24 protein-coding genes are annotated in these 26,614 nt (G+C 41.9%); 6 read left to right on the forward strand and 18 right to left on the reverse strand.

Annotated features, from left to right (window positions below):
* Positions 1-97: 97 nt before the first annotated feature.
* The 4 genes from parC to parE form a co-directional block, all read right to left on the reverse strand.
* A complete protein-coding gene (parC, locus tag HMPREF1516_RS08690) occupies positions 98-2,578 on the reverse strand; it encodes a DNA topoisomerase IV subunit A (protein WP_084647668.1) in 2,481 nt (826 codons plus the stop codon).
* 342 nt (positions 2,579-2,920) lie between these two features.
* Positions 2,921-3,739 (reverse strand): aminoglycoside 6-adenylyltransferase, encoded by an 819-nt coding sequence (locus tag HMPREF1516_RS08695; RefSeq protein WP_001258592.1) that lies wholly within the window; start codon positions 3,737-3,739, stop codon positions 2,921-2,923.
* Between the two features lie 87 nt (positions 3,740-3,826).
* Positions 3,827-4,654: a hypothetical protein gene (locus tag HMPREF1516_RS08700; protein WP_000113754.1), complete on the reverse strand. Its 828-nt coding sequence runs from the start codon at positions 4,652-4,654 to the stop codon at positions 3,827-3,829.
* Positions 4,655-4,672: 18 nt separating this feature from the next.
* Positions 4,673-6,616, reverse strand: coding sequence for a DNA topoisomerase IV subunit B (parE, locus tag HMPREF1516_RS08705; RefSeq protein WP_033606360.1), 1,944 nt, complete (start codon positions 6,614-6,616; stop codon positions 4,673-4,675).
* 134 nt (positions 6,617-6,750) lie between these two features.
* On the opposite strand from parE, the gene plsY reads away from it, so the two are divergent.
* Positions 6,751-7,392, forward strand: a complete 642-nt coding sequence (gene plsY / locus HMPREF1516_RS08710; RefSeq protein ID WP_002878372.1) for a glycerol-3-phosphate 1-O-acyltransferase PlsY — start codon at positions 6,751-6,753, stop codon at positions 7,390-7,392.
* A 34-nt stretch (positions 7,393-7,426) separates the two neighbouring features.
* Here the strand turns inward: plsY and HMPREF1516_RS08715 are convergent, their stop codons facing one another.
* From HMPREF1516_RS08715 to HMPREF1516_RS08755, 9 genes are all read right to left on the reverse strand, one after another.
* A complete protein-coding gene (locus HMPREF1516_RS08715) occupies positions 7,427-8,383 on the reverse strand; it encodes an ABC transporter permease (protein ID WP_025169599.1) in 957 nt (318 codons plus the stop codon).
* 2 nt (positions 8,384-8,385) lie between these two features.
* Positions 8,386-9,444: an ABC transporter permease gene (locus HMPREF1516_RS08720; RefSeq protein WP_000038677.1), complete on the reverse strand. Its 1,059-nt coding sequence runs from the start codon at positions 9,442-9,444 to the stop codon at positions 8,386-8,388.
* A complete protein-coding gene (locus HMPREF1516_RS08725) occupies positions 9,437-10,972 on the reverse strand; it encodes an ABC transporter ATP-binding protein (RefSeq protein ID WP_000929827.1) in 1,536 nt (511 codons plus the stop codon). Before HMPREF1516_RS08725 ends, HMPREF1516_RS08720 begins: the two co-directional genes overlap by 8 nt.
* A gap of 136 nt (positions 10,973-11,108) precedes the next feature.
* A complete protein-coding gene (locus HMPREF1516_RS08730; RefSeq protein ID WP_001036155.1) occupies positions 11,109-12,164 on the reverse strand; it encodes a BMP family lipoprotein in 1,056 nt (351 codons plus the stop codon).
* Between the two features lie 89 nt (positions 12,165-12,253).
* Complete coding sequence (locus HMPREF1516_RS08735; protein WP_000246081.1) at positions 12,254-12,643, reverse strand: cytidine deaminase; 390 nt, start codon at positions 12,641-12,643, stop codon at positions 12,254-12,256.
* Positions 12,630-13,292, reverse strand: coding sequence for a deoxyribose-phosphate aldolase (gene deoC, locus HMPREF1516_RS08740; protein ID WP_000773697.1), 663 nt, complete (start codon positions 13,290-13,292; stop codon positions 12,630-12,632). Before deoC ends, HMPREF1516_RS08735 begins: the two co-directional genes overlap by 14 nt.
* 19 nt (positions 13,293-13,311) lie before the next feature.
* Entirely contained in the window at positions 13,312-14,589 is a 1,278-nt protein-coding gene (locus HMPREF1516_RS08745) for a pyrimidine-nucleoside phosphorylase (RefSeq protein ID WP_001202988.1), read from the reverse strand.
* Positions 14,586-15,176 (reverse strand): class I SAM-dependent methyltransferase, encoded by a 591-nt coding sequence (locus HMPREF1516_RS08750; protein ID WP_002878387.1) that lies wholly within the window; start codon positions 15,174-15,176, stop codon positions 14,586-14,588. Before HMPREF1516_RS08750 ends, HMPREF1516_RS08745 begins: the two co-directional genes overlap by 4 nt.
* A gap of 203 nt (positions 15,177-15,379) precedes the next feature.
* On the reverse strand, positions 15,380-15,784 hold the full coding sequence (locus HMPREF1516_RS08755; protein ID WP_033606361.1) for a hypothetical protein: 405 nt from the start codon (positions 15,782-15,784) through the stop codon (positions 15,380-15,382).
* A 197-nt stretch (positions 15,785-15,981) separates the two neighbouring features.
* Here HMPREF1516_RS08755 and coaA point away from each other — a divergent pair, with 197 nt between their 5' ends.
* From coaA to HMPREF1516_RS08770, 3 genes are all read left to right on the forward strand, one after another.
* Complete coding sequence (coaA, locus tag HMPREF1516_RS08760) at positions 15,982-16,902, forward strand: type I pantothenate kinase (RefSeq protein WP_033606362.1); 921 nt, start codon at positions 15,982-15,984, stop codon at positions 16,900-16,902.
* Positions 16,903-16,969: 67 nt separating this feature from the next.
* Positions 16,970-17,206, forward strand: coding sequence for a 30S ribosomal protein S20 (rpsT, locus tag HMPREF1516_RS08765; protein WP_001274000.1), 237 nt, complete (start codon positions 16,970-16,972; stop codon positions 17,204-17,206).
* A 52-nt stretch (positions 17,207-17,258) separates the two neighbouring features.
* On the forward strand, positions 17,259-17,792 hold the full coding sequence (locus HMPREF1516_RS08770) for a DNA topology modulation protein (protein WP_000703239.1): 534 nt from the start codon (positions 17,259-17,261) through the stop codon (positions 17,790-17,792).
* A gap of 16 nt (positions 17,793-17,808) precedes the next feature.
* Here the strand turns inward: HMPREF1516_RS08770 and metG are convergent, their stop codons facing one another.
* From metG to HMPREF1516_RS08790, 4 genes are all read right to left on the reverse strand, one after another.
* A complete protein-coding gene (gene metG, locus HMPREF1516_RS08775; protein WP_033606363.1) occupies positions 17,809-19,806 on the reverse strand; it encodes a methionine--tRNA ligase in 1,998 nt (665 codons plus the stop codon).
* A 136-nt stretch (positions 19,807-19,942) separates the two neighbouring features.
* Positions 19,943-21,202 carry an ABC transporter permease gene (locus tag HMPREF1516_RS08780; protein ID WP_033606364.1) on the reverse strand — a complete coding sequence of 420 codons (1,260 nt, stop codon included), beginning with the start codon at positions 21,200-21,202 and terminating at the stop codon, positions 19,943-19,945.
* Positions 21,203-21,904, reverse strand: coding sequence for an ABC transporter ATP-binding protein (locus HMPREF1516_RS08785; protein WP_000733788.1), 702 nt, complete (start codon positions 21,902-21,904; stop codon positions 21,203-21,205).
* On the reverse strand, positions 21,888-23,072 hold the full coding sequence (locus tag HMPREF1516_RS08790; protein ID WP_033606365.1) for an efflux RND transporter periplasmic adaptor subunit: 1,185 nt from the start codon (positions 23,070-23,072) through the stop codon (positions 21,888-21,890). Before HMPREF1516_RS08790 ends, HMPREF1516_RS08785 begins: the two co-directional genes overlap by 17 nt.
* A gap of 266 nt (positions 23,073-23,338) precedes the next feature.
* Between HMPREF1516_RS08790 and gor the strand changes: the two genes are divergently transcribed.
* Together gor and HMPREF1516_RS08800 are read left to right on the forward strand one after the other, a co-directional pair.
* Positions 23,339-24,685 (forward strand): glutathione-disulfide reductase, encoded by a 1,347-nt coding sequence (gene gor / locus HMPREF1516_RS08795; protein WP_033606366.1) that lies wholly within the window; start codon positions 23,339-23,341, stop codon positions 24,683-24,685.
* Positions 24,686-24,828: 143 nt separating this feature from the next.
* Positions 24,829-25,365, forward strand: coding sequence for a biotin transporter BioY (locus HMPREF1516_RS08800; RefSeq protein ID WP_000709022.1), 537 nt, complete (start codon positions 24,829-24,831; stop codon positions 25,363-25,365).
* Positions 25,366-25,451: 86 nt separating this feature from the next.
* Here HMPREF1516_RS08800 and HMPREF1516_RS08805 read toward each other — a convergent pair.
* The coding region (locus HMPREF1516_RS08805; protein ID WP_033606367.1) for a Cna B-type domain-containing protein at positions 25,452-26,614 on the reverse strand (1,163 nt) is incomplete at its 5' end.

The following is a 26,614-nucleotide window of genomic DNA, read 5'->3' on the forward strand; positions in this document are numbered from 1 at the left end:
TCTATTCTACACTTTTCTAGTAAAATTTCAAGTATTATTTGTAATTTTCTGAAAATTTTTTCAACATAAAGAAATCAGCCCTCTGGACTGATTCTTTTTACGAATTTGTTTTGTCCTCTTTAAAGACTTCTTTGATGTAAGCATCAAAAACTTCCTCATCTGAAATGGTATCTGAGATAAAGCTCCCATTGCTAGTGCGTTCTGACAGGTTCAAGTCTTGCAAGCAACTCTCATAGATTGTTCCCTTGTTAGATTGGACAAGCAGCGTTTGGTCGTTTTCTTCCATTTCTGTACTAAAGAGATCACCAACGAATCCTCGCTCTGCAACTGCTCCTGCTAAAAAGACACGGTGCGGTTTGTTTTTCAACTCACGCAAGACTTGTAGGCCTCGTTTAGCACGGCTGGTCGCTGGAATTTCCTCAATGGAAACGCGTTTCAAACTTCCACGTTGGGTCAAGAGGTAGAAGGATGAGGTATTACAGATGAAGGCAGCCTGAAGTGCATCATCTGCTTTCAGGTTCATAGCCTTGACCCCTACCGCCTTGGCACCAACAACTGGAACCTCTTCGATATTGAAACGAAGGGCATAACCGTTTTGACTAATCAAAAGAACATCATCCAGTTTAATTGGAGCCACCGCTATAATCTGGTCTGTCTCGTCTTTAAGTTTAGCGTACTTGACAGATTTAGACTTGTAGGTCCGCCATGGAGAGAACTCTTTGCGTTCTACACGCTTGATTTGACCGAGACGAGTAGCTGCAAAGTAGGTGGTCGCATCATCAAACTGATCCACGACTTCTACATAAAGGATTTCTTCGTTAGTTTCAAAGTTTGTAATGGTCTGACTCAAGTGCTCTCCGATGTCCTTCCAGCGAATATCTGCTAACTCATGGATTGGTCGATAAATGACATTTCCAAGAGTAGTGAACATCAAGAGGTGCTGGGTTGTCTTGGCATCTTGCACAAAGATCAGACGATCATCATCACGTTTGCCAATTTCTTCCAGAGTGGAAGCCGCAAAGGAACGTGGGCTAGTACGCTTGATATAGCCTGCCTTAGTCACGCTGACATAGGTATCTTCCTCAGCGATAAGACTAGCTGTATCAATCTCGATCACTTTCGCAGTGTCTTCTAGACTACTCAAACGTGGAGTCGCAAATTTTTTCTTGACCTCACGAAGTTCTTTCTTCATGAGATTGTACATAGTTCGTTCATCACCGATGATAGCCGCGAGCATTGCAATCTTCTCACGAAGTTCTGCTTCTTCTTCCTGCAAGACAACCACGTCTGTATTGGTCAAACGGTAAAGTTGCAAGGTAACGATAGCTTCGGCCTGCTCTTCTGTAAAATCATAGCTGACCTTGAGGTTTTCCTTAGCGTCAGCCTTGTTCTCAGAAGCACGGATAAGAGCAATGACTTCGTCCAAAATCGAAATCACGCGAATCAAACCTTCGACGATATGGAGACGTTTTTCAGCCTTCTCCTTGTCAAAACGGGAACGTGCCAAAATCACTTCACGACGGTGGGCAATGTAGCTAGACAGGATTGGAACAATCCCGACCTGACGAGGCGTGAAATTGTCAATCGCCACCATGTTGAAGTTGTAGTTGATTTGTAGGTCAGTGTATTTGAAGAGATAGTTAAGAACGAGCTCTGTATTAGCATCTTTCTTAAGCTCAATAGCAATACGAAGACCGTCACGGTCAGACTCATCACGAATCTCAGCAATACCTGCCACCTTGTTATTAACACGAACATCATCGATTTTCTTGACTAGATTAGCCTTATTGATTTCATAAGGAATCTCAGTGATAACGATTTGCTCCTTACCACCTTTTAACTTTTCAATCTCAGTTTTAGAGCGAACGACCACGCGCCCTTTCCCAGTTTCATAGGCCTTCTTGATTTCGTCACGCCCTTGGATGATAGCCCCTGTAGGGAAGTCAGGTCCAGGCAAGAATTCCATGAGTTTGTCCACCTTGGCTGTTGGGTGGTCAATCATGTAAACCGTCGCATCGATAACCTCAGCCAAATTATGCGGTGGAATATCTGTGGCATATCCAGCCGAAATCCCAGTCGAACCATTGACCAAGAGGTTTGGAAAGGCTGCTGGCAAAACCGTCGGCTCTTTCTCGGTATCGTCAAAGTTCCAAGCAAAGGGAACTGTCTTTTTCTCGATATCTTGAAGAAGATAACCAGCAATCTCAGACAAGCGCGCTTCAGTATAACGCATTGCCGCAGGCGGATCTCCGTCCATAGAACCGTTATTACCGTGCATTTCAACTAGAATCTCACGGTTTTTCCAATCCTGAGACATACGAACCATGGCATCATAGATAGAAGAATCCCCGTGTGGGTGGAAATTCCCCATGATGTTCCCGACAGACTTGGCCGACTTGCGGTAGCTCTTGTCAAAAGTATTGCCATCCTTATTCATAGAATAAAGAATACGGCGTTGAACCGGCTTCAATCCATCCCGAATGTCTGGCAAAGCGCGGTCTTGAATAATGTACTTGGAGTAGCGACCAAAGCGCTCTCCCATGATGTCCTCAAGGGACATGTTTTGAATATTACTCATATAGGATACAAAGCCCGTAAAATGCAAAGTGAAAATAGGAAATTATTGCAGTGAGCGATGCTCACAAGAGAATTTATCTTTTTCACCCAGCATTTAGGGCGTGTTCAACTCCTTTCAAAGAATGTAGAGTAGGTTTTTATAGAAAATATGTTCAGTTAAGATACAAAGGGACATTTCGGCCTGCCGAAAATTTCTGTAGAAAAATAGGAAATTGATGTAGGGTTCGATGAACCTAAGGCGATTTATCTTTTTTCCTAAGAAATTAGTCCCGTGTTCAGTTACTATATATAACTAAACTATCTTTTCTGTAGTTTAATCTTTTAAATTATATACTTTATTTAGTTAGTGATTTGAAAGTCTCTCCTCAGCATACTCAATCATCCTTTCCGCCACTTCCTTATCATAGTCAAAGCCCATCTTGTTAGCAAGAGATTGAGCCTCTTGGTGGAAAAGTTTCATTGTTGCAAATAAAGACTGAGTGATTTTTTCTAAACTTGAGAAATCAAGCAGATTTGAGAATTCCTTCTCTTTCTCAGCAGGTAAATAGTTAAAGAGATGCTTGTAGTTCTTGCCGATATTGACCTTCCCCCTATCGCTTACTACCTGCCAAGCCAAGACCTTCAAGAGTTCTTGTTGACAAATACCATAAAGATGATCAGTGGCATAGAGTAGTTGTTTACGACAGATTCCTTTGACTACGTAGGCTGACACCCACCAAAATTCATTGCAGGCTTTTTCAAAATCTGTCTGACTAGCTGGACTTGTCCAGTAACGTTGAGGACTTGGTGAATAAGGGGCAAACAAACCCTTAGTGTCCTCTAGCACCGTGAAATCCGCTTCGCTTTCTACCCACTCCTTGATATACTCTTTAGGACATAGAGTCAAATCAATCCGATTGCCATCTTCAAAGAGCATGAGATACAGATGGCGATGTTCAAGTACGTTATGCTGCTCAATAATGCGCTTGCCAAACTGATTCAACCAAGAAAGGTCACTTGTCAGATTAGCAAAATCATCCACAATATAGACCACGTCGTAATCTTGAAACTCATCTTTTGGCGCTTGAGCATCTGTTCTTGAACCAGATAGAGCCACAGCATCGACTTTTAGAGTTTTTGCGGTTTGTAAAATTAAATCAAGCATTTCGGGTTCAGTTCTCATATTAACACCTGTTCTTTATTTGATATTACTGTCTATTAGCATACTATTTCTCAAGTTAGATTAGTTAATCAATTATAACAGATTTAGCTATCCTTCTCTCAAAGTTTTTAATTTCGACAAAATTCTAGATTCATCCATGCTTAAAATAACAAATAAAGTCGAAGTATAGATGTCATCGTACCATTGTTCCAATTCATCATCAGCCAAATCAAGATGATATTGATTTGAATTATTGTGCCTTAAACCAAAATTATTATACATTTCAAAAAGTTTTTCAAACGCGATAACCTTTTGATTGTTAACTTTCATAATATCTTTTAATTCTTCAGAATAATTTAGTTCTCTTCTAAACGGTTCAAGGTAGTTCGCTAAAGCAATAAGTATTTCTTTCTTACGCTGAATATTTCCCTTATTTGAAAAATGATTATATTCTAAGACCTTTATCGCCTCTTCAATACTAGTTTCAGATACAATCTGAGAAGCTTCTGAGGCATATACATTCTTTTCAACAATGATTTTGTTACCATTATCCAATGTAATCAATTCATGATTTGATAATTCTAAAAACCTTTTAATATTATCAAATATAACTTGAATAAAGCTACTCTCTTCCTTTGTAAATTTTTCTGCAAGATTACAAAAAATGTCAACTAATAACTCAGAGAAAACAAATAGTTGTTCAGTTGTATTATAGATATTCGATCCAACAAATTCTATCATTTGTGAATAACTGGTGAATGTTGAACGATTAGGATAATCTAAGAAATTATTAGAAATGGCACTATTTAAACTTGTTTCATAATAGCTCCTCTTGAAATTTCTCTCCATTTCCAGTAAATCCATCAAATTTTTCAACTCTCTCTGTGGATCAAACTCCATCCGGTTCAAAATATCAAAATAATTCTGTCTCGCCATAATATTCCCTATACTATACTAAAACACTGTCACTTCTTCCAGCGTAAACTTGACATTATCCTCAATCCACTTACGGCGTGGTTCGACCTTGTCTCCCATGAGGACATTGACACGGCGTTCAGCGCGTGCTAGATCTTCGATCGTGACACGGATGAGAGTGCGAGTTTCTGGGTTCATGGTTGTTTCCCAGAGTTGGTCCGCATTCATCTCACCAAGACCTTTATAGCGTTGAAGTGTTGCGCCTTTGCCAAACTGCTTACGGAGTTCCTCTAGCTCACCATCCGTCCAAGCATAAGCCACTTCTTCTTTCTTGCCTTTACCTTTGGACATCTTGTAAAGAGGCGGAAGGGCGATATAGACATGGCCTGCCTCAACTAGTGGACGCATGTAGCGATAAAAGAAGGTTAAGAGAAGGGTTTGAATGTGGGCACCATCGGTGTCCGCATCGGTCATGATAATGATCTTGTCATAGTTGGCATCTTCAATAGAGAAGTCTGCTCCGACACCAGCACCAATGGTATAAATCATGGTGTTGATTTCCTCATTTTTAAGGATATCCGCCATCTTGGCCTTGGCTGTATTGATGACCTTACCACGAAGAGGCAAAATAGCCTGGAACTTACGGTCACGACCTTGTTTAGCCGAACCACCGGCAGAGTCTCCCTCGACCAGATAGAGTTCGTTCTTAGCTGGATTTTTAGACTGGGCTGGAGTCAATTTCCCAGAAAGCAAGCCCTTATCTTTTTTATTTTTCTTCCCATTTCGGCTCTCATCACGCGCCTTACGTGCTGCTTCACGAGCGTCACGAGCCTTGATAGCCTTGCGAATGAGATTGGAAGCTAGTTCTCCATTTTCCATAAGGAAGAAAGTCAACTTATCAGCCACAATCCCATCTACAACTGGACGAGCTAGTGGACTCCCCAGTTTATCCTTGGTCTGACCTTCAAATTGGAGGTGTTCTTCCGGAACTAGGATAGAAAGAACGGCTGCTAGTCCCTCACGATAATCTGAACCTTCTAGGTTTTTATCTTTTTCCTTGAGAAGTCCCGTCTTACGAGCGTAGTCATTCATGACCTTGGTAATGGCTGACTTGAGTCCTGTCTCATGTGTTCCACCATCTTTAGTACGAACATTATTGACAAAGGATAGAATGTTATCTGAGAATCCATCATTGTACTGAAGGGCTACTTCCACTTGGAAACCATTGTCTTCCCCTTCAAAGTACAGAACTGGTGTCAAGGTTTCCTTGTCTTCGTTCAAATAGGAAACAAAGTCCTGAACTCCATTTTCATAATGGTATTCAATCGCTTCATCTGTTCGTTTGTCTGTCAGAGACAAGGTCACATTTTTTAAGAGAAAGGCTGACTCATTGAGTCGTTCTGAAATGGTATTGTACTTGAAGTCAGTCGTAGAGAAGATTGTCGCGTCAGGCATGAAGGTGACTTTGGTACCTGTCTTAGTCTTGGGTGCTGTACCAATTTTCTTCAAAGTCGTGGCAGGTTTTCCACCATTTTCAAAGCGTTGCTTATAAACAGCACCATCACGAGTGATTTCTACTTCTAGCCAACTAGAAAGGGCATTAACAACAGAAGACCCCACCCCGTGGAGACCTCCAGATGTCTTATAACCCCCTTGACCGAATTTCCCTCCGGCATGGAGAATGGTAAAGATAACCTCTACGGTTGGAATTCCCATGGCATGCATACCAGTCGGCATCCCACGACCATGGTCCTCTACTGTTAGACTTCCGTCTTTATTGATAGTCACATCAATGCGGTCACCAAATCCAGATAAGGCCTCATCGACTGCATTGTCCACTATTTCCCAGACTAGGTGATGGAGACCTGCACCGTCGGTCGAACCGATATACATCCCCGGACGTTTACGAACCGCATCCAACCCTTCTAGCACCTGAATGGCGTCATCATTGTAGTTATTAATATTGATTTCCTTTTTTGACACAAGGAACCTCCTATTTGTTCATCTTTTCTATTTTACAGGTTTTCTAGGGATTTTGCAAAGTTTTTCCCGTTCAGCTGTCACAATTTTAAAGGATATCTCATCATTTCTACACCATTTCATGGTATAATGGGTATATGATGACATTTGTATTATTAATTTTAGCTTATCTGCTTGGTTCGATTCCGTCTGGTCTTTGGATCGGACAAATTTTCTTTCAAACAAATCTGCGTGAACATGGTTCTGGAAATACTGGAACAACCAATACTTTTCGCATTTTGGGTAAGAAAGCAGGTATGGCAACCTTTGTAATTGACTTTTTCAAAGGAACCTTGGCCACTCTGCTTCCAATTCTTTTCCACCTACAAGGTGTATCACCTCTTGTCTTTGGACTTTTGGCTGTCGTTGGACATACCTTCCCTATCTTTGCAGGCTTTAAAGGTGGTAAGGCTGTCGCAACTAGTGCTGGGGTTGTTTTCGGATTCGCGCCTATCTTCTGTCTCTACCTAGCAGTCGTATTCTTTGGAACCCTCTATCTTGGTAGTATGATTTCCTTGTCTAGCGTTGCCGCTTCTATCGCAGCCGTTATCGGAGTTCTCCTATTTCCACTATTTGGATTTATCCTAAACAGCTATGACCCTCTCTTCATTTTGATTATCCTAGCACTTGCTAGCTTGATTATCATTCGTCACAAGGATAATATCACACGTATCAAAAATAAAACTGAAAATCTTGTCCCTTGGGGATTGAACCTAACCCATCAAAATCCTAACAAATAAAACGCCAGTTTGAAACTGACGTTTTTTTGCATGCTTATTTTGATTTGATGTAGTTGATACCGTCTGCCTTAGGCGCAACTGCTTTTCCAAAGAAGGCTGCCAAGACAAGGATGGTCAAGACATAAGGGGCGATTTGAAGGTAAACCGCTGGCACTCCTTGTAGGAAAGGCAATTGAGAACCGATAACTGCCAAACTTTGTGAAAGTCCAAAGAAAAGACTGGAAAGCATAGCACCGATTGGGTTCCATTTACCAAAGATCATCGCAGCAAGAGCGATAAATCCAGGACCGACAATAGTTGTCACTGAGAAGTTGACAGAAATGGATTGAGCATAAATCGCTCCACCAATCCCCCCTAAGAAACCTGAAATGATAACCCCAAGATATCTCATTTTGTAGACATTGATTCCCAAGGTATCCGCTGCTTGAGGGTGTTCACCGACAGAGCGAAGGCGAAGACCAAAGCGTGTCTTAAAGAGAATAAACCAAGCAAAGAATGAGAAGGTAATTGCGATATAACCTAGTAGACTGGTAGACTTGAAGAAGATATCTCCAATCACTGGGATATTAGCCAAAACTGGGAAATCAAAACGTCCAAAAGTCTGGCTTAAGTTATCCGTTTGCCCTTTGTTATAAAGAACTTTAACCAAGAAAACTGCTAGGGCAGGAGCCATCAAGTTCAATACTGTACCACTAACAACATGATCGGCACGGAAATGAACCGTTGCGACGGCATGGATGAGGGAGAAAATGGCTCCCACGACACCGGCAACTAACAAGGAAATCCAAGGGGTCGCTGCTCCAAGTTGTTCTGCAAACTCAAGGTTAAAGACAACCCCAGAAAAGGCTCCCATAACCATAATTCCTTCAAGACCGACGTTAACGACACCACCACGTTCAGAGAAGACTCCTCCGATACTCGTAAAAATAAGTGGTGCTGAGTAAATCAGCATAGAAGAGACCAAGAGGGTGAGTAATGTTGTAATAGACATCCTTACTTACCTCCTTTAACTTGTTTTTTTGGTTTGACAAAATGCTCGATAATATAGTGAACACTGACAAAGAAGATAATGGACGCTGTTACAATGCTGACAAGCTCAGACGGAACTTGCGCAGCGTTCATACCCGGCGCACCAACTTGCAAAACTCCAAATAAGAAGGCTGCAAAGAGAATTCCAATTGGTGAGTTTCCAGCAAGCAAACTAACTGCCATCCCGTTAAATCCGATAGCCAATGATGATCCCTGAACGTAAACGTTTTGGAAGGTTCCAAGCCCTTCGACCGCTCCACCGAGACCAGCTAAGGCACCAGAGATGATCATCGATAGAATGATTGTACGTTTTGCTGAAATACCAGCGTACTCTGAGGCATGGGGATTGAGTCCAACTGCACGGATTTCAAAACCGAGAGTCGTTTTCTTGAGCAAGAACCAAATCACGCCAACAGCAATGATGGCAAAGAAGATCCCGATATTCATACGAGAATTACCAGTCAACTCAGATAACCATGGTGTCTGATAAGTGGCATTGGCACTCACACGAATCGTTGAGTCCGTGCTTTGCATAAAGTCTTTCGGAAAAGAATGAATAAAGGCGTTCCCTACGTACAAAACAATGTAGTTCATCATGATGGTTACAATAACCTCTGATGTACCTAAATAGGCTCTGAGAATACCTGGAATAGCACCTACAATCCCACCTGCAATCAAAGCAATTACTACGGTCGCTAAAATCAACATTGGGCGCGGCATGTCCGGATGCGACAAAGCAAACCAACCACTAAGAATCCAACCTGCTAGTGCCTGACCGGGAAGTCCAACGTTAAAGAAACCTGCACGGCTGGCAACTGCAAACCCCAGACCAATCAAAACAAGAGGACCCATGGCACGGAAAATCTCACCAATTCCACGAAGACTACCAAAAGCTGTATAGAACAACTCCTCATAACCCCAGATAGCATCGTAGCCGAAAATCCACATGACGATGGCTCCGAGTAAGATTCCTAAGAATACGGAAATCAAGGGAACCGAAATTTGTTGTAACTTTTTAGACATCATCCTTCTCCTTTCCCAAGTTTCCACCTGCCATCAAGATACCAAGTTCTTGTTTGTTAGTCGTTTCTGGAGACACAATACCTTGAATCTTACCATCATGAATAACAGCAATTCGGTCTGAAACATTTAAAATCTCATCCAATTCAAAGCTGACAACAAGCACAGCTTTCCCGTTATCACGTTCTTCAATCAAACGTTTGTGGATATATTCAATGGCACCGACATCCAAACCACGAGTTGGTTGGCTGACGATAAGGAGATCAGGATCACGATCAATCTCACGAGCGATAATCGCTTTTTGTTGATTTCCTCCTGAAAGAGCTGCTGCTGGAACAAACTCGCTCGCCGCACGGACGTCAAATTCTTTCATCAATTTCTTGGCATGTGAAGTGATATTGGCATAGTTTAAGATACCATTCTTGCTGAGTGGCTCTTTGTAGTAGGTTTGAAGAGCGATATTTTCTGAAATCATCATCTCCAAAATCAAACCATCACGGTGGCGGTCTTCAGGAACGTGTCCCACGCTTAGTTCTGTAATTTGTCGAGGATGCATCCCCACGATTGATTTGCCTTTTAATTCAACGCTACCTGACTCAACCTTACGAAGACCCGTAATGGCTTGAATGAGTTCAGATTGGCCATTGCCATCAATACCTGCAATACCGACAATTTCACCAGCACGAACATCCAAAGAAAGATTCTTCACAGCTGGTACACCGCGGTTTTCATTGACAACCAAGTCTTTGATAGACAAGACTACTTCTTTTGGTTGTGGGGCCTGTTTCTCCGTTTTGAAGGAGACAGAACGTCCTACCATCATCTCTGCCAAGTCTGCATTGGTTGCCCCTGCAATCTCAACCGTCTGGATTGATTTCCCACGACGAATAACCGTCACTCGATTGGATACCGCACGAATTTCATCCAATTTATGGGTAATCAAAATAATGGATTTTCCTTCTTTGACAAGGTTTTTCATGATAGCCATCAACTCATCAATCTCTGAAGGAGTCAATACGGCTGTCGGTTCGTCAAAGATGAGGATATCAGCACCACGATAAAGTGTCTTCAAGATTTCTACACGTTGTTGAGCACCAACGGAAATATCTGCCACCTTGGCAGCAGGATCCACTGCCAAACCATAACGTTCAGAAAGAGCCTTGATTTCTTTAGTAGCTTCAGCTATATCTAGCACACCATTTTTAGTGATTTCACTCCCCAAAATGATATTTTCAGCTACTGTAAAAGCCTCAACCAACATAAAATGTTGGTGAACCATCCCAATTCCTAGACTAGCAGCTTTAGAAGGTGAATCTAGTTTGACAACTTGACCATTCACCGCAATTTCACCACTAGTTGGCTCGAGAAGTCCTGCCAGCATATTCATCAGAGTGGATTTACCCGCTCCATTTTCTCCTAAAAGTGCATGGATTTCACCTTTTCGCAGTTGCAAGTTGATCTTGTCGTTTGCTACAAATTCACCAAACACCTTGGTAATATCCCGCATCTCAATGACATTTTCGTGTGCCATATGCTTTTCCTTTCCGAGATTTATTTTGTTTCAATAAAACCTGCTAATCGTGTTAACAAGTTCTATTGAGACAAAAATTGCCTCAATTCTTAAAGAAGCGACCGATGGTCGCTTCCTAAGAAATGACTTTTATCCATTATTTTTCAGGAACTTTTACGCTTCCGTCAAGGATTTTAGCTTTTGCGTCTTCAACAGCTTTTTTACCTTCTTCTGAAAGGTTTGTCACTGCCAAGTCAACCCCTTTATCTTTCAATGAGTAGACAATAACTTGTCCGCCAGGGAATTCACCTTTTTCTGCCTTGTTAGCAATATCTTTTACAGTTGTACCAACTTGTTTCAATGTAGATACAAGAACGAAGTTTGATTCTTTACCATCTTTAGAAGTGTATTTACCTTCTGCTGCTTGGTCACGGTCTACACCAATAACCCAAACTTTTTCGTCTTCATTTTTGCTTTCGTTCAAAGATTTTGCTTCAGCAAAGACACCAGCACCTGTACCACCAGCTGCTTGGTAAACAACGTCTGCACCTGCAGCATATTGAGCTGCTGCAATTGTTTTACCTTTGGCAGCATCACCAAATGAACCAGCGTAGTCAACTTGTACTTTGATAGATGGGTCTACTGACTCAACACCAGCCTTAAATCCAGCAGCGAAACGTGAAATAACTTCAGATTCGATACCACCTACAAAACCAACTTGTTTTGTTTTAGTTGTTTTAGCTGCCGCAACCCCAGCAAGGTAAGCTGCTTCGTTGTCAGCAAATGTTACGCTCGCAACATTCTTTTGATCTTTGATCACATCATCAATCAAGACATAGTTTAAGTCAGAGTGGTCTTTTGCTGCCTCTTCAACTGCATTGTGAAGGGCAAAACCAACACCGAAGATCAGGTTGTAACTTCCAGCCGCTTGTTGCAAGTGGTTCGCATAGTCTGCTTCACTTGTTGATTGGAAGTAAGTGTAACCGTTATCTTTAGAAAGGTTGTGTTCTTTACCCCAGTCTTGCAAACCTTCCCAAGCTGATTGGTTAAATGATTTATCATCAACACCACCAGTATCTGTTACGATCGCTGCTTTGGTCTTCATTTCTGATGAAGATGAAGCTGCGTTACGAGAAGAGCGGTTACCACATGCAGCAAGTCCAACTGCTGCTACTGCAACTAGACCAAGGCCTAGCCATTGTTTCTTGTTCATTACTGAACCTCCTAAATAAGATGTGCAACGATGTTGCAAGTATGGATTGGTTGGCCACAAGGACCGCGTCACTCAAAGAGTGACTCAGACTAGTTTAAGTCTGTAAAAGAGTATGGAAGTAACTCCCCGACCGTCATCTCGACCGTCGATTTATCTTTTGCGACAAGTGTCACTTTTAGATCTTTTTCAAAAAATTCAGCCATCACTTGGCGACAAGCGCCACATGGTGATATAGGTTTTTCAGTCTGTCCATAGACAATCAACTCTGAAAACTCTCTTTGGCCTTCGGAAACTGCTTTAAAAATCGCTGTACGCTCTCCACAGTTTGTCAAAGAATAGCTAGCATTCTCAATATTAACACCTGTATAAACGTTACCATCTTTCGCCACTAGAACAGCACTAACAGGAAAGTGAGAATAGGGTACATAGGCTTGCTTGCTGGTTTCAATTGCTAAGTCAATCAACTCAGTAGTCGCCATCTGCTAATTCTCCTTTTAAAATTGCCACACCAGCTGATGTTCCAATACGAGTAGCGCCTGCTTCCACAAAGGCAAGAGCGTCTGCATATGAGCGAGTTCCACCAGCAGCCTTAACTCCCATATCTGGTCCGACCGTTTTACGCATCAACTTAACATCCTCTATAGTGGCACCACCAGTTGAAAATCCAGTTGATGTTTTGACAAAGTCAGCGCCTGCTTTCTGGGATAATTGGCAAGCCACCACCTTTTCATCGTCTGTCAACAAGCAAGCTTCAATAATGACCTTAACCAACTTGTCACCACTTGCTTCTACGACAGCACGGATGTCCGATTCAACCAAATCAAGATTACCTGATTTGAGAGCACCAACATTGATAACCATATCAATCTCATCTGCACCATTTTGGATGGCTTCCTTGGTTTCAAAAGCTTTTACAGCTGAAGTTGTCGCTCCCAAGGGGAAACCAACTACTGTACAAACCTTTACATCTGAGTCTTCAAGTCCTGTTTTCGCATGTTTAACCCATGTGGGATTAACACAAACGCTGGCAAAGTCATACTCACGCGCTTCAGATAGCAAACGATCAATTTGTTCTTGACTTGCATCTTGTTTTAAAAGCGTATGATCAATGTATTTGTTTAATTTCATATTCGGATTCCTCTCTTTTTCATGAGATGATTTCAATTATTTCCTGCAAACGTTTCACACTATCATTTATTTTAACATATTTTTGGAATTCTGTAACTAGTTGAGGGGAAATTTTTCCATTTGTATAAACTTTTGCGACAATTTCTCCCTTTTGAACGGAGTCACCAACCTTCTTCTCAAAAACGATTCCAGTTTCATAGTCTAAAGCATCAGACTTGACTGCACGACCAGCTCCCAATCTCATGGCATAGAGACCAAATTCCATCGCTGGAAGGGCTGAAATGACACCTGACTCTTGAGCTGGGATTTCCACCACATGCGTAACATTTACTGGACGATAGAGATCTTCTAAATCACCGCCTTGAGCTGCTACCATTTCTTCAAACTTAGCCAGCGCTTGGCCGTTTTCAAGGTGTTGACGGACTTCTTCAACCGTCTTCTCGACATTTGCCAAACCAAGCATAATCTGAGCTAGTTCACAAATAAAGTGACTGATATCTTCTCGACCCTTTCCTTGAAGAATTTCAATTGCTTCTAGGATTTCGAGACGATTGCCAATGGCTCGTCCCAAGGGCTGGCTCATATCGGTAATAACCGCTACTGTCTTTCGACCAACGGCCTTACCCAAATCGACCATGGTTTGAGCCAATTCACGCGCCTCATCAACCGTCTTCATGAAGGCACCCTCACCGACTGTTACATCTAGCAAAATAGCATCCGCCCCAGCAGCAATTTTCTTGCTCATCACCGAACTAGCAATCAAAGGAATCGTGTCGACAGTTGCTGTCACATCTCGGAGGGCATAGAGAAGTTTGTCTGCTTTAACCAGCTGATCTGACTGCCCAATAACAGATACACCAATGTCCTGTACCTGACGAATGAAATCTTCTTGACTGCGCTCCACTTGGTAACCCTTGATTGCTTCCAACTTATCTAGGGTTCCGCCAGTATGCCCTAGTCCACGACCACTCATTTTTGCCACAGGCACACCAAAGCTAGCAACAAGGGGAGCTAAAATCAAGGTCACCTTATCACCTACACCACCAGTCGAATGCTTATCAACTTTAACCCCCTCAATAGCTGACAAATCAAACTCCTGACCTGTCTTGACCATATTCATCGTTAGATCAGAAATCTCACGTGTGGTCATTCCTTTAAAATAAACAGCCATAGCAAAAGCAGACATCTGATAGTCTGGAACAGTTCCCGCTACATAGCCCTCTACTAGCCACTTGATTTCATTTGAAGTCAGTTTTTGACCATCTCGTTTCTTTTGAATTAAATCAACTGCTCTCATTCTTTCACACTTCTAAGGATATAGTATCCCTTATCTTTCTTTACGATTTCACAATTTTCAAAAACATCTTCCATCTTGCTTTTGGCGCTCGGAGCACCTTGCTTTTTCTGAATGACAATGGTTAAATCACCTCCATCTTTCAAGAAATCTCTGCTCTTTTCGATAATCTCATGAACAACTTGTTTCCCCGCTCGAATAGGCGGATTGGAAATAACATGGTCAAATTTCCCTTCAACTTGTTCATAGATATTGGATTGGAAAATCGTTACTTCTACTTTATTACGTTCAGCATTTTGTCGCGCTAAGTCCAAGGCACGATTATTGATATCAACCATGGTTACCAGAGCTCCATAAGCCTTGGCCAAGGACAAACCCAATGGCCCATAACCACAGCCTACATCAAGGACCGTTTCTCCTTTGTTAACCTCCAAACACTTCAATAAAAGTTGACTCCCAAAGTCAACCATTTTCTTGCTAAAAACACCCGCATCTGTTAAAAAGGTCATATTTTCTCCCAACAACTCCACTCTCAACTCATGAATGTCGTGAGCAGCATCAGGATTTTCTGCATAATACATTTTACTCATAAAACTATTTTACCATAATTTGGCTTGAATTGTAAATCGTTTACAAATTGATGATAAAACGAAAAAGACTGAAGAAAGCTAGTAAGTAAAACCTTTTCTTCAATCTCTTTCAATGATTAGAAATACATTACAATCTATCGGGAACTACAAATTATCATAGTCAGGAAAAAACAGTTCGTCTGCAATCAGGCGCATTTTTATCACTATTTCTTAACCTTAAAATACTTTATTATCAACAAGATTCCCAATATGATGTTTAGATAAAAACCCAACTGATAAGTTTGTGTCAAGATTTCCAAACTTGTCCAAAGTCGTATCAAATCTTCTAGTGACATACGGAATAGATATCCTTCTGTAGCAATCCACAAAATCAAAAATAGATAACTACCAGCAGCAAGCCATTTCGTCCACTGCTTTTTTACTAGCCAGGCAATCAAGAGCGAACAGATAAAGACAGCTGTTACAAGGAGATGATCCATTAAGAAGGTAAAACCGTAATAGGTTTCTACAAAGCGTCTACCATTATCCGCATTCGCTCCCCTTATAAAAGGTAGTGTAAAACTTAAAATAAAACAGAGTTCCAATATGTAACATCTCAAGATTTTCATAGTATACCCCCTATAAGTTGCGAACTAAAAAGCCCACTTTTAATAACTGATAAGTCATCAAAAACAATTCCCTATCTAATCATTAAACTATTCAACCTCCATCTCTATTATACGATATTGACTTACTACCATCAAGAAACCGCTTTATTTTTTTAGCTTTTTATGGTATGATAAACAAAATATCTAGGGGAAAACAAATGACCAACGAATTTTTACATTTTGAAAAAATCAGTCGCCAGAATTGGCAATCATTGCATCGCAAAACAACCCCTCCCTTGACAGAGGAAGAGTTAGAATCCATCAAGAGTTTCAATGACCAGATTAGCCTGCAAGATGTGACAGATATTTATTTACCTTTAGCTCATCTCATCCAAATTTACAAACGCACCAAAGAGGATTTAGCCTTTTCTAAGGGGATTTTTCTCCAAAGAGAGAGTAAATCTCAACCCTTCATTATTGGAGTTTCAGGAAGTGTAGCTGTAGGAAAATCAACAACTAGCCGACTTCTGCAAATCCTTCTCTCTCGTACAGTTACTGATGCTACTGTAGAATTGGTGACAACTGACGGCTTTCTCTATCCCAATCAAACCTTGATGGACCAAGATATATTAAATCGCAAAGGTTTTCCTGAAAGTTATGATATGGAAGCTTTACTGGATTTTCTTGATCGCCTAAAGAATGGACAAGATGTCGATATTCCTGTCTATTCTCATGAAGTGTATGACATCGTTCCTGGAGAGAAACAACGTGTCAAAGCTGCTGACTTTGTTATTGTCGAAGGCATCAATGTCTTTCAAAACCCTCAAAATGAGCGCCTTTACATCACTGATTTCTTTGATTTCTCCATCTATGTAGATGCTGCTGTCGAGGACATTGAAAGTTGGTATCTGGATCGTTTCTTAAAACTCCTCAGCTTTGCCCAAAATGATCCCAACAGCTACTACCACCGCTTTACGCAAATGCCGATTGGAGAAGTTGAAGCCTTTGCACATCAGGTTTGGACCAGCATTAATCTCACAAATCTACAAAACTACATCGAACCGACAAGGAATCGCGCCGAGGTCATTCTCCACAAGACTAAAAACCACGAAATCGATGAAATTTACCTAAAAAAATAATTTCCCCTTGTCAAAACCTAAGTTTTCATATATAATGGTATAGTTAGTAAATATGGAGGTAAGAACATTGGCAAACATTAAATCAGCTATCAAACGCGCTGAATTGAACGTTAAACAAAACGAAAAAAACTCAGCTCAAAAATCAGCTATGCGTACTGCTATCAAAGCTTTCGAAGCAAACCCTTCTGAAGAACTTTTCCGTGCTGCTAGCTCAGCTATCGACAAAGCAGAAACTAAAGGTTTGATTCATAAAAACAAAGCAAGCCGCGATAAAGCTCGTCTTTCAGCTAAACTTGCTAAATAAGAAACAGTCCATAGAGGCTGTTTTTTTGTCCTCTAATCAGAAAAGGTAGAAAATGAAAATATCAATCATAGGATATTCTGGAGCTGGTAAGTCAACCCTAGCTGAAAAATTATCAAGCTACTACTCCATACCCAAACTGCATATGGACACCCTCCAATTTCAACCTGGTTGGCAAGACAGTGACCGCGAATGGATGTTGACCGAGATGAAAAACTTTCTCACAAAGCATGAAGCTTGGGTCATCGACGGCAACTACTCTTGGTGTTGCTATGAAGAAAGAATGCTGGAAGCTGACCAAATTATCTTTCTCAATTTTTCACCATGGACTTGTCTCTTTCGAGCCTTTAAACGGTATCTTACATACCGAGGCAAGGTCCGAGAAAGTATGGCTGCAGGTTGCCCTGAACGCTTTGACTGGGACTTTATCAGATGGATTCTCTGGGATGGGCGTACAAAACATGCCAAAGAACGCTATCAGCAGGTTCAAGAAACCTATCTAGAGAAAGTAATTGTCCTCAAGTCGCAAAAGGAGATGGACCACTTCTTAGAAAATCTCGTAAATAACAAGAAAAACCAACGTGCCTAACGTTGGTTTTTTGCTTTTACCCAATCACACTTCCGTTTGGTACAGCTGGATCAACTGTGAGAAGGGTTAATTGTCCATCATGTTCAGCTGAGAGGATCATTCCTTGACTGACATATTTTTTCATCATCTTGCGAGGTTTGAGGTTAGCAACGATTTGGACCTTCTTGCCGACCAATTCTTGCTCATTTGGATAGTATTTGGCAATTCCTGAGAGGATTTGACGGTCTTCGCCATCACCAGCATCCAGGCGGAATTGGAGCAACTTATCAGAACCTTCTACTTTAGACACTTCTTTGACTTCTGCGACACGGATTTCAACCTTATCAAAGTCTTCAAACCTGATTTCATCCTTGTTTAGTTCGAGTTCGACTTCATCTGGATTCCATTCTTTTTCGACTGCTGGTTTGTTGCTTTCCATTTGTTCCTTGATATAGGCAATCTCTTCTTCCATGTCCAGACGTGGGAAGATTGGTGTTCCTTTGGCAACAACAGTCACACCTGCAGGGAAATCTGCCAAGCTCAAGTTTTCTAGGCTAGAAACTTCTGCTAGACCAAGTTGTGCCAATACAGCGCGACTAGTTTCCATCATAAATGGTTCAATCAAGTGAGCTACGACACGAAGGCTGGCTGCCAAATGGCTCATGACACTTGCCAACTGGTCACGAAGGGCTTCATCCTTAGCCAAGACCCATGGAGCTGTCTCATCGATGTATTTGTTGGTACGTGAGATAAGAGTCCATACTGCTTCAAGGGCACGTGGGTAGTCAACTGCTTCCATGTGTGTATGGTAGTCAGAGATAGATTGCTCTGCTACTTGAGCAAGAGCATTGTCAAACTCTGTCACACCTTCTACATAGGCAGGAATTTGTCCATCAAAGTACTTGTTAATCATGGAAACCGTACGGTTGAGGAGGTTTCCGAGGTCATTTGCTAATTCATAGTTGATACGGCCGACGTAGTCCTCTGGAGTAAAAGTCCCGTCTGAACCAACCGGAAGGCTACGCATGAGATAGTAACGAAGTGGATCCAGTCCATAACGTTCTACTAACATTTCAGGGTAAACGACATTCCCTTTAGACTTAGACATCTTGCCGTCTTTCATGACAAACCAACCATGGGCAATCAAGCGGTCAGGTAATTTAACATCCAACATCATAAGAAGGATTGGCCAGTAGATTGAGTGGAAACGAAGGATGTCTTTTCCGACCATTTGGAAGACTGTTCCGTTCCAGAACTTATCATAGTTAGCATGATCCTCTTGACCGTAACCAAGAGCAGTCGCATAGTTGAGAAGGGCATCGATCCAAACGTAGACAACGTGTTTTGGATTTGATGGGACTGGTACTCCCCATGTAAAGGTTGTACGAGAAACCGCCAAGTCTTCCAAACCTGGCTCGATGAAGTTGCGAAGCATTTCATTAAGGCGACCATCTGGAGTAATGAAGTCAGGGTGCGATTTGAAAAATTCGACCAAACGGTCTTGGTATTTGCTGAGGCGAAGGAAATATGACTCTTCAGAAACCCATTCAACCTCGTGACCTGATGGAGCGATACCACCAGTTACATTTCCAGCTTCGTCACGGAAAACTTCTGCCAGCTGGCTTTCTGTAAAGAATTCCTCATCTGAGACTGAATACCAACCAGAGTATTCACCCAAGTAGATATCATCTTGAGCAAGCAAGCGTTCAAAGATCTGAGCCACTACTTTTTCATGGTAGTCATCAGTTGTACGGATAAATTTATCGTATGAGATATCTAATAATTTCCAAAGTTCTTTAACTCCAACCGCCATGCCATCAACATAGGCTTGTGGTGTAATCCCAGCTTCTTCTGCTTTTTGTTGAATCTTTTGACCATGCTCGTCAAGTCCAGTCAGATAAAAGACATCGTAGCCCATGAGGCGTTTGTAACGTGCTAAGACATCACATGCGATAGTTGTGTAGGCAGAACCGATATGAAGTTTACCAGATGGATAGTAAATCGGTGTTGTAATATAAAAATTCTTTTCAGACATAATTTTTCCTTTCCAGGCTAATGAAACCTGTTTTTCTAACACTTCATTATATCATATTTTTAGTGATTTTCGATAGAGAAATTCATACAAAAACAAGACAGACAAATGTCCATCTTGTTTTTTTCTGTTCTATATCTTATTCATAACGAAGGGCTTCAATCGGATCAAGCTTAGAGGCTTTATTGGCTGGTAAGACACCAAATATCATACCAACGCTGGCTGATACAGCCAAGCTAAAGAGAGCAATTGGGAGGGAAACCCCAACTTCGATACCTGCAATCATGTTTTGAAGCAATACTCCAGCTAACATGGTCATTCCAGCAGCAATCCCAAGGCCGATAACACCACCTAGCAAGGTCAAGATCATGGACTCAATCAAAAACTGAACTAAGATATTAGCCCGTGTTGCTCCAAGAGCCTTCCGCAGACCAATCTCACGCGTACGTTCTGTCACCGAGACCAACATGATATTCATGACACCTGTTCCTCCAACAAAAAGAGAGATACCTGCAATGGCACTGATAACAGTGGTCATAAAACCAAATAGTTGTTGTACCTCTTGGAAGGCGGCAGTTGCATCCGCAACTTGGTACTCCCCTTGCTGAAGACCAGCAATCTCAGTCAATTTTCGAGCCAACTCTGGTCCCAAGGTCTGCGTTAGACTAGTATCATTGACACGAAAGACGATGTTCGAAATTTCATCAGTATTAAAATTGGCTGCGAGGGAGATATTAGTCGTAATTGGAAGACCACCAATCCCAAAGGCTTTAGCAGTTTTAGCTTCATTGCTAGTATAAACGCCAATCACACGGTAACTAAATTCATTGACAGAGATGACTTGATTAACCGCAGCTTCTGGACTATCAAACAAACTCTTGGCTAGTTCTTCGTCCAGCAAAATCACACTGGCAAATTCCTTGTAGTCTTGCGGTCTTAGACTTCTACCCGCAACGATTTCATTTTCAACTGCGTTCATGTAGGTGCTATTTCCGCCTGTCAGAGTCGCTCGTTCAACCTTCTTATCCTTATAAGATAGGGTAACGTTGGTCGAGTTAGTGACATAGTAACTGTCCACTCCTTTGAGTTTGGCAGCCTCCTTGACCCAAGATTCGAGTGGTTTTGGTGGTTCAACATGAACATCCTCTTCTTTCCCACTGACTGTCAAAGCTGACTGGCGCTGAGTAAAGGAGCCATCCTTGCTCTTGATAGGAGAGAAAAAGACATGGATATCCTTCTGTGATTTGGTCATGTTTTTATTGACCTGACGAGACATGGAGTCTCCCAGAGCCATGATAACTACGACAGACGAAACTCCGATGATAATCCCGATCATGGTCAGGAAAGAACGCATCTTGTGAGCCATAATGGATGAAAAGGCAAATTTCAGATTCTGCATCTAGTTTTCCTCCTTTTCTACCTGAGCACTGTCTGATGAGATAACCCCATCACGAATGACAATTTGGCGTTTGGCATAGGCGGCAATCTCAGGCTCATGCGTGACCATGATAATGGTCTTCCCTTCCTTGTTTAACTCCACCAACAGTTGCATGATTTGATTTCCTGTCTTGGTATCCAAGGCTCCTGTGGGTTCGTCTGCTAGGATGATAGAGGGATTGTTTACCAAGGCACGCGCAATAGCTACACGTTGCTTTTGACCACCTGATAACTCAGACGGCAAATGATGACTGCGCTCCGTCAGCTCAACCTTTTCCAGAAATTCCTCAGCCAATTTCCGACGTTTTGAAGCCGAAACTCCAGCGTAAATCAAGGGCAATTCGACGTTTTGAAGTGCATTGAGCTTGGACAAGAGAAAGAACTGCTGAAAGACAAAGCCGATTTGCTGGTTGCGGACTTTGGCCAGTTGTTTCTCTCCAAGGCCTGCAACTTCTTGACCTTCAAGATAGTACTCTCCACTGGTCGGTGTATCCAACATTCCGATGGTATTCATCAACGTAGACTTACCAGAACCAGATGGTCCCATAATGGCAACAAACTCACCTTCATGAACTTCTAGATTGATATTTTTAAGGACCTGCAGTTCTTGGTCACCATTTCGATAGCTCCTGCAGATATTTTTGAGACTAATTAGTTTCTTCATCAGCCTTCACCTCTTTTCCTTCTTCCAAGGAAGATGTTGGATTACTGATGACCTTGGCACCGTTTGTCAAACCTGAAGTAATTTCTTGGTTGTCTGCGTCCGCATTCCCCAGAGTAACTTCTACCTTCTTCGCTTTTTTCTGGTCGTCTAAAAGCCAGACATAGTTTTTGTCATTTTCGGTAACAACACTTGTCAAAGGAACAAGGATGGCTTTACTTTTGTTTTTGACTTCAACACTGACTGAGAAGCCTTGTTTCAACTCACTGATATCGCTAGTCACATCAACAGTATAAGGGTACTTAGATCCAGTATTCCCTCCAAGGGCTGCATTTGCTGCTTCTCCATTGTTTTTAGGATAATCAGAAATATAGCTGATTTTTCCTGTCCAGCTCTTATCTTGGTAAACCTTCGAAGTAAAGGTAACTTCTTGGCCTACAGAAAGGTTAGCAAGGTTGTATTCAGACAACTCCCCTTTGACCTGCAAGTTTTCATTACTTACGACATGTACTACCACTTGGCTATTACCTGTTGGCGATTTGGAAACATTACGATTAACTTCAACTACAGTCCCTTCTAGTGTACTAAGGACTGTTGCAGCATCTAGCTGAGCTTGAGCCTTGTTGAGCTGAGCTACGGCATCTGCACGGTTATCCTTGGCATCACTGATTTGAGAATCAATAGAGGATACTGAAGAAGTCGCTGCTTGCGCTTGTTCTGGGAGTCCAGCTTCTGTTGGAACTTGTGGAGAAGCTGGTGCAACTGATGCATTTTCACGAGCTTTGTTTAACTCCTCGATGTGACGGTCTGCCTTTGCAACTGCACGATCGGCTGCATCGTAGGCAGCTTGAGCGTCCACACTGCTGTATTTGACCAACGCTTGCCCTTCTTCGACCTTGTCACCAACCGAAACAAGGATTTCATCTAAATCTCCCTTACTAGCATCAAAATAAACGTATTGTTCATTTTTTGCTGTAACCGTACCTGACAAGAGAACCGATGAAGCAACAGAACCTTCCTTAGCAGTAACGATATGAGAGGTTTCATCCTTGACTGCTGACTGGGAAGGTTGTCTAAAAATCAAAATCCCCGCAGCACCGATAACAATAGCACTGGCAACACCAATCGCTGTGTATAATTGCCATTTTTTTGCCTTCTTATTTCTTTTCATTTTTAAGCTCCTTTATTCTTTTGCCTTACAAAAACCATTATATCAGAAATACCAAGCCCAAACAATGACAGTTCAGATGGAAACAATGACAATTCAGGACCATTATTTCGTTCGGTATTCGTTTTTTGGATTATTGTGCTAGATATATAATACAATATCTTTTTGAATTTGGCAAGCGTTTTTATAATTTTTTTATCGTAGCAGATTTTTGCATTCAAAAAATAAAAACGATAGAATATGACTATCAAAGCTATAAGGAGTTTTCTATGAGAGAATATGATATCATCGCCATCGGTGGAGGAAGCGGCGGTATCGCCACTATGAACCGCGCTGGCGAACACGGTGCTAAAGCAGCTGTTATCGAGGAGAAAAAATTAGGTGGAACCTGCGTCAATGTCGGCTGTGTTCCTAAGAAAATCATGTGGTATGGAGCTCAAATCGCTGAAAGCTTCCACCACTACGGTCCTGACTATGGTTTTACAAGTTCTGATGTTCAATTTGATTTCGCAAAACTTCGTCAAAACCGTGAAGCCTACATCGATCGCGCTCGCTCATCTTATGATGGAAGTTTCAAGCGCAACGGTGTTGATTTGATTGAGGGGCGTGCTCATTTTGTTGATTCCCACACCGTCAGTATTAATGGTGAATTGATTCGGGCCAAGCATATCGTGATTGCGACTGGTGCTCGCCCAAGCATCCCAACTATTCCTGGAGCTGAACTCGGTGGTAGCTCAGACGATGTCTTTGCTTGGGAGCAACTTCCTGAATCCGTTGCGATTCTTGGAGCTGGCTATATCGCAGTTGAATTAGCAGGTGTTCTCCACTCACTCGGAGTAAAAACTGATTTGTTTGTCCGCCGCGATCGTCCCTTGCGCACTTTTGACAGCTACATCGTTGAAGGTCTTGTCAATGAAATGGAAAAAACAGGTCTACCTTTGCACACACACAAGGTACCCGTCAAGCTCGAAGAAACTGAGCAAGGTATTGCCATTCATTTCGAAGATGGTTCTAGTCACACTGCAAGCCAAGTTATCTGGGCTACCGGTCGCCGTCCAAATGTAGATGGTCTTGAGTTAGAAAAGGCCGGCGTTACACTCAACGAACGTGGATTTATCCAAGTGGATGAGTATCAAAATACTGTTGTAGATGGTATCTATGCCCTTGGAGACGTTACTGGTGAGAAGGAACTAACCCCAGTAGCCATCAAGGCAGGACGCACCTTATCTGAACGCCTTTTCAACGGAAAAACAAATGCCAAGATGGACTACACAACTATCCCTACTGTTGTCTTCTCTCACCCAGCAATCGGAACAGTCGGTTTAACTGAAGATCAAGCTATCAAAGAATACGGCCAAGATAACATCAAAGTCTACAAGTCAAGCTTTGCATCTATGTACTCAGCCGTTACAAACCATCGTCAAGAATCTCGCTTCAAACTCATCACTGCCGGTGCAGACGAAAAAGTTATTGGCCTACACGGACTTGGTTATGGAGTGGATGAGATGATTCAAGGATTCGCTGTTGCCATCAAGATGGGGGCAACCAAGGCGGACTTTGATGCTACAGTAGCTATCCACCCAACCGCTTCAGAAGAATTTGTAACCATGCGCTAATTATCGCAAGAGACCTCAAGAGGTCTCTTTTTACTTGCAAAATCGGCTGTTACAAAATTGTTACCTTGTTTTTAAAAATAGGTTGACTTTTCTTTCTGAATTAGTATAATAGTTACTATAATTTTGAAAAGAGGTTAACAGTTTTGAAAAAAGCTCATATCTATGCTATCCCCGCTATCGGTGCTGCTCTCATCGCCGTATTGGCACAAATCAGTCTCCCTATCGGTCCTGTACCCTTCACTCTACAAAACTTTGCGATCGGTCTGATGGCTACTGTTTTTAGACCTAGGGAAGCCGTCCTATCTGTAGCTCTCTATCTCCTGCTGGGTGCCATTGGTTTACCTGTCTTTGCAGGGGGAGGTGCAGGATTTCACGTTTTAGTCGGTCCAAGTTCAGGCTATCTTTGGTTCGACCTTGTCTATGCTGGACTTACATCTTATCTCATCCATCAAAATAGTGGCTATATCCGCATTTTCCTAGCCAACCTCCTGGGTGATTCACTCGTCTTTGTCGGAGGTATTCTCAGCCTCCACTTCCTTGCTGGTATGTCCCTTGACAAGGCACTCGCTGTTGGCGTCTTTCCTTTTATCCTCCCTGATCTTGGTAAGATTATTGCCATTAGTTTCATTAGCCGTCCCCTACTCGAACGATTGAAAAACCTTCCTTATTTCTCAAGATAAAAAAATAGTCCAGAACAAATGTTCTGGACTATTTCCTTTCCAATTACTTCCTAAGAACTAACTGAAAATCATCTCTCATCTAGAGATTATTTATTTTTACGGCTTACAAAGTACAATCCACCGGTCACTGCCATCAAAGCAAGTCCTGCAACTACTGTTGCGTTAGATGCTTTTTCACCAGTGTTAGGAAGTTGAGGTTTTGGCCCTGGTTTTCCTGGTTCATTTGGTTTACCTGGTGTTGGTTTTTCTGGAATGTATGTATTTGTAATATTGAAGCCTTCTACTTTAGATGTGTAACCTTTAACCGGAACTTCTACTACAGAGTATTTAATTTCTGTACCTTGATCTTTGTAGCGATCAAGTCCTGTAAACTCATAAGTCCAGCCAGTTGCTTCTGAAACTGTAGCTTCTTTACCAGTTTCTTTACCATCCGCAAGAAGTTTCACAGTGATAGAAGATGGACGAGCATCTTTATGGTTTTCATCACCTTTCCAGATCTTCTTACCTTTTACAGATGTTTTCTCTGGTGTATGAGCGTTGGTCACATTCATACCAGTTTCAGTAGCTGTGTAACCTGTAGGAACACCAACTTCTTTGACTGTGTACTCGATTGGCTTACCATTTTGGTAACGGTCCAGATTAGTAAATTCATACTTCCAGCCTGTTTCCGCTGTGGCTGTAGCTTCTTGGCCAGTTTCTTTACCATTCGCAAGTAGCTTCACTGTGATAGATGCTGGACGGATACGATCTTGGTCGTTATTGTCAATCCAAGTCTTTTGTCCACTTACAGCAATTTTTTCTGGTGTATATTCATTGGTAATGGTGTACTTACCTTCTTTTTCTGTGGTGATTGTTGAAGTATATCCTTTGACAACCACTTCTTTGACTTTGTACTCGATTAGTTTACCATTTTCATACTTAGGAAGTGGTTTTGATTCGAACTTCCAACCAGTTGCTTCTGATACTTCAATTTCTTGAACGACTTTGTCGCCATTAAGAATTTGAACTTTCACAGATTTAGTACGTTTGCCGTCTTGGTTGTTGTTATCTTTCCAAACCTTAGTTCCTGAAAGAACGACTGTTTCTATGTCATGGGTGTTTGTCACCACTTGACCAGTCACAGAGGCTTTGTATCCAGCTGGTACATCTACTTCCTTGATAGAGTAAGTGATTTCTTTACCAGCTTCGTATTGTGGAAGATTTGTGAAGGATGCTACCCAAGTATTAGCGTCTGTCTTATCCTTAGCTG

Origin of the sequence: Streptococcus sp. CM6 (genome assembly GCF_000526095.1) — a bacterium.
GTDB classification, from domain to species: domain Bacteria; phylum Bacillota; class Bacilli; order Lactobacillales; family Streptococcaceae; genus Streptococcus; species Streptococcus oralis_BW.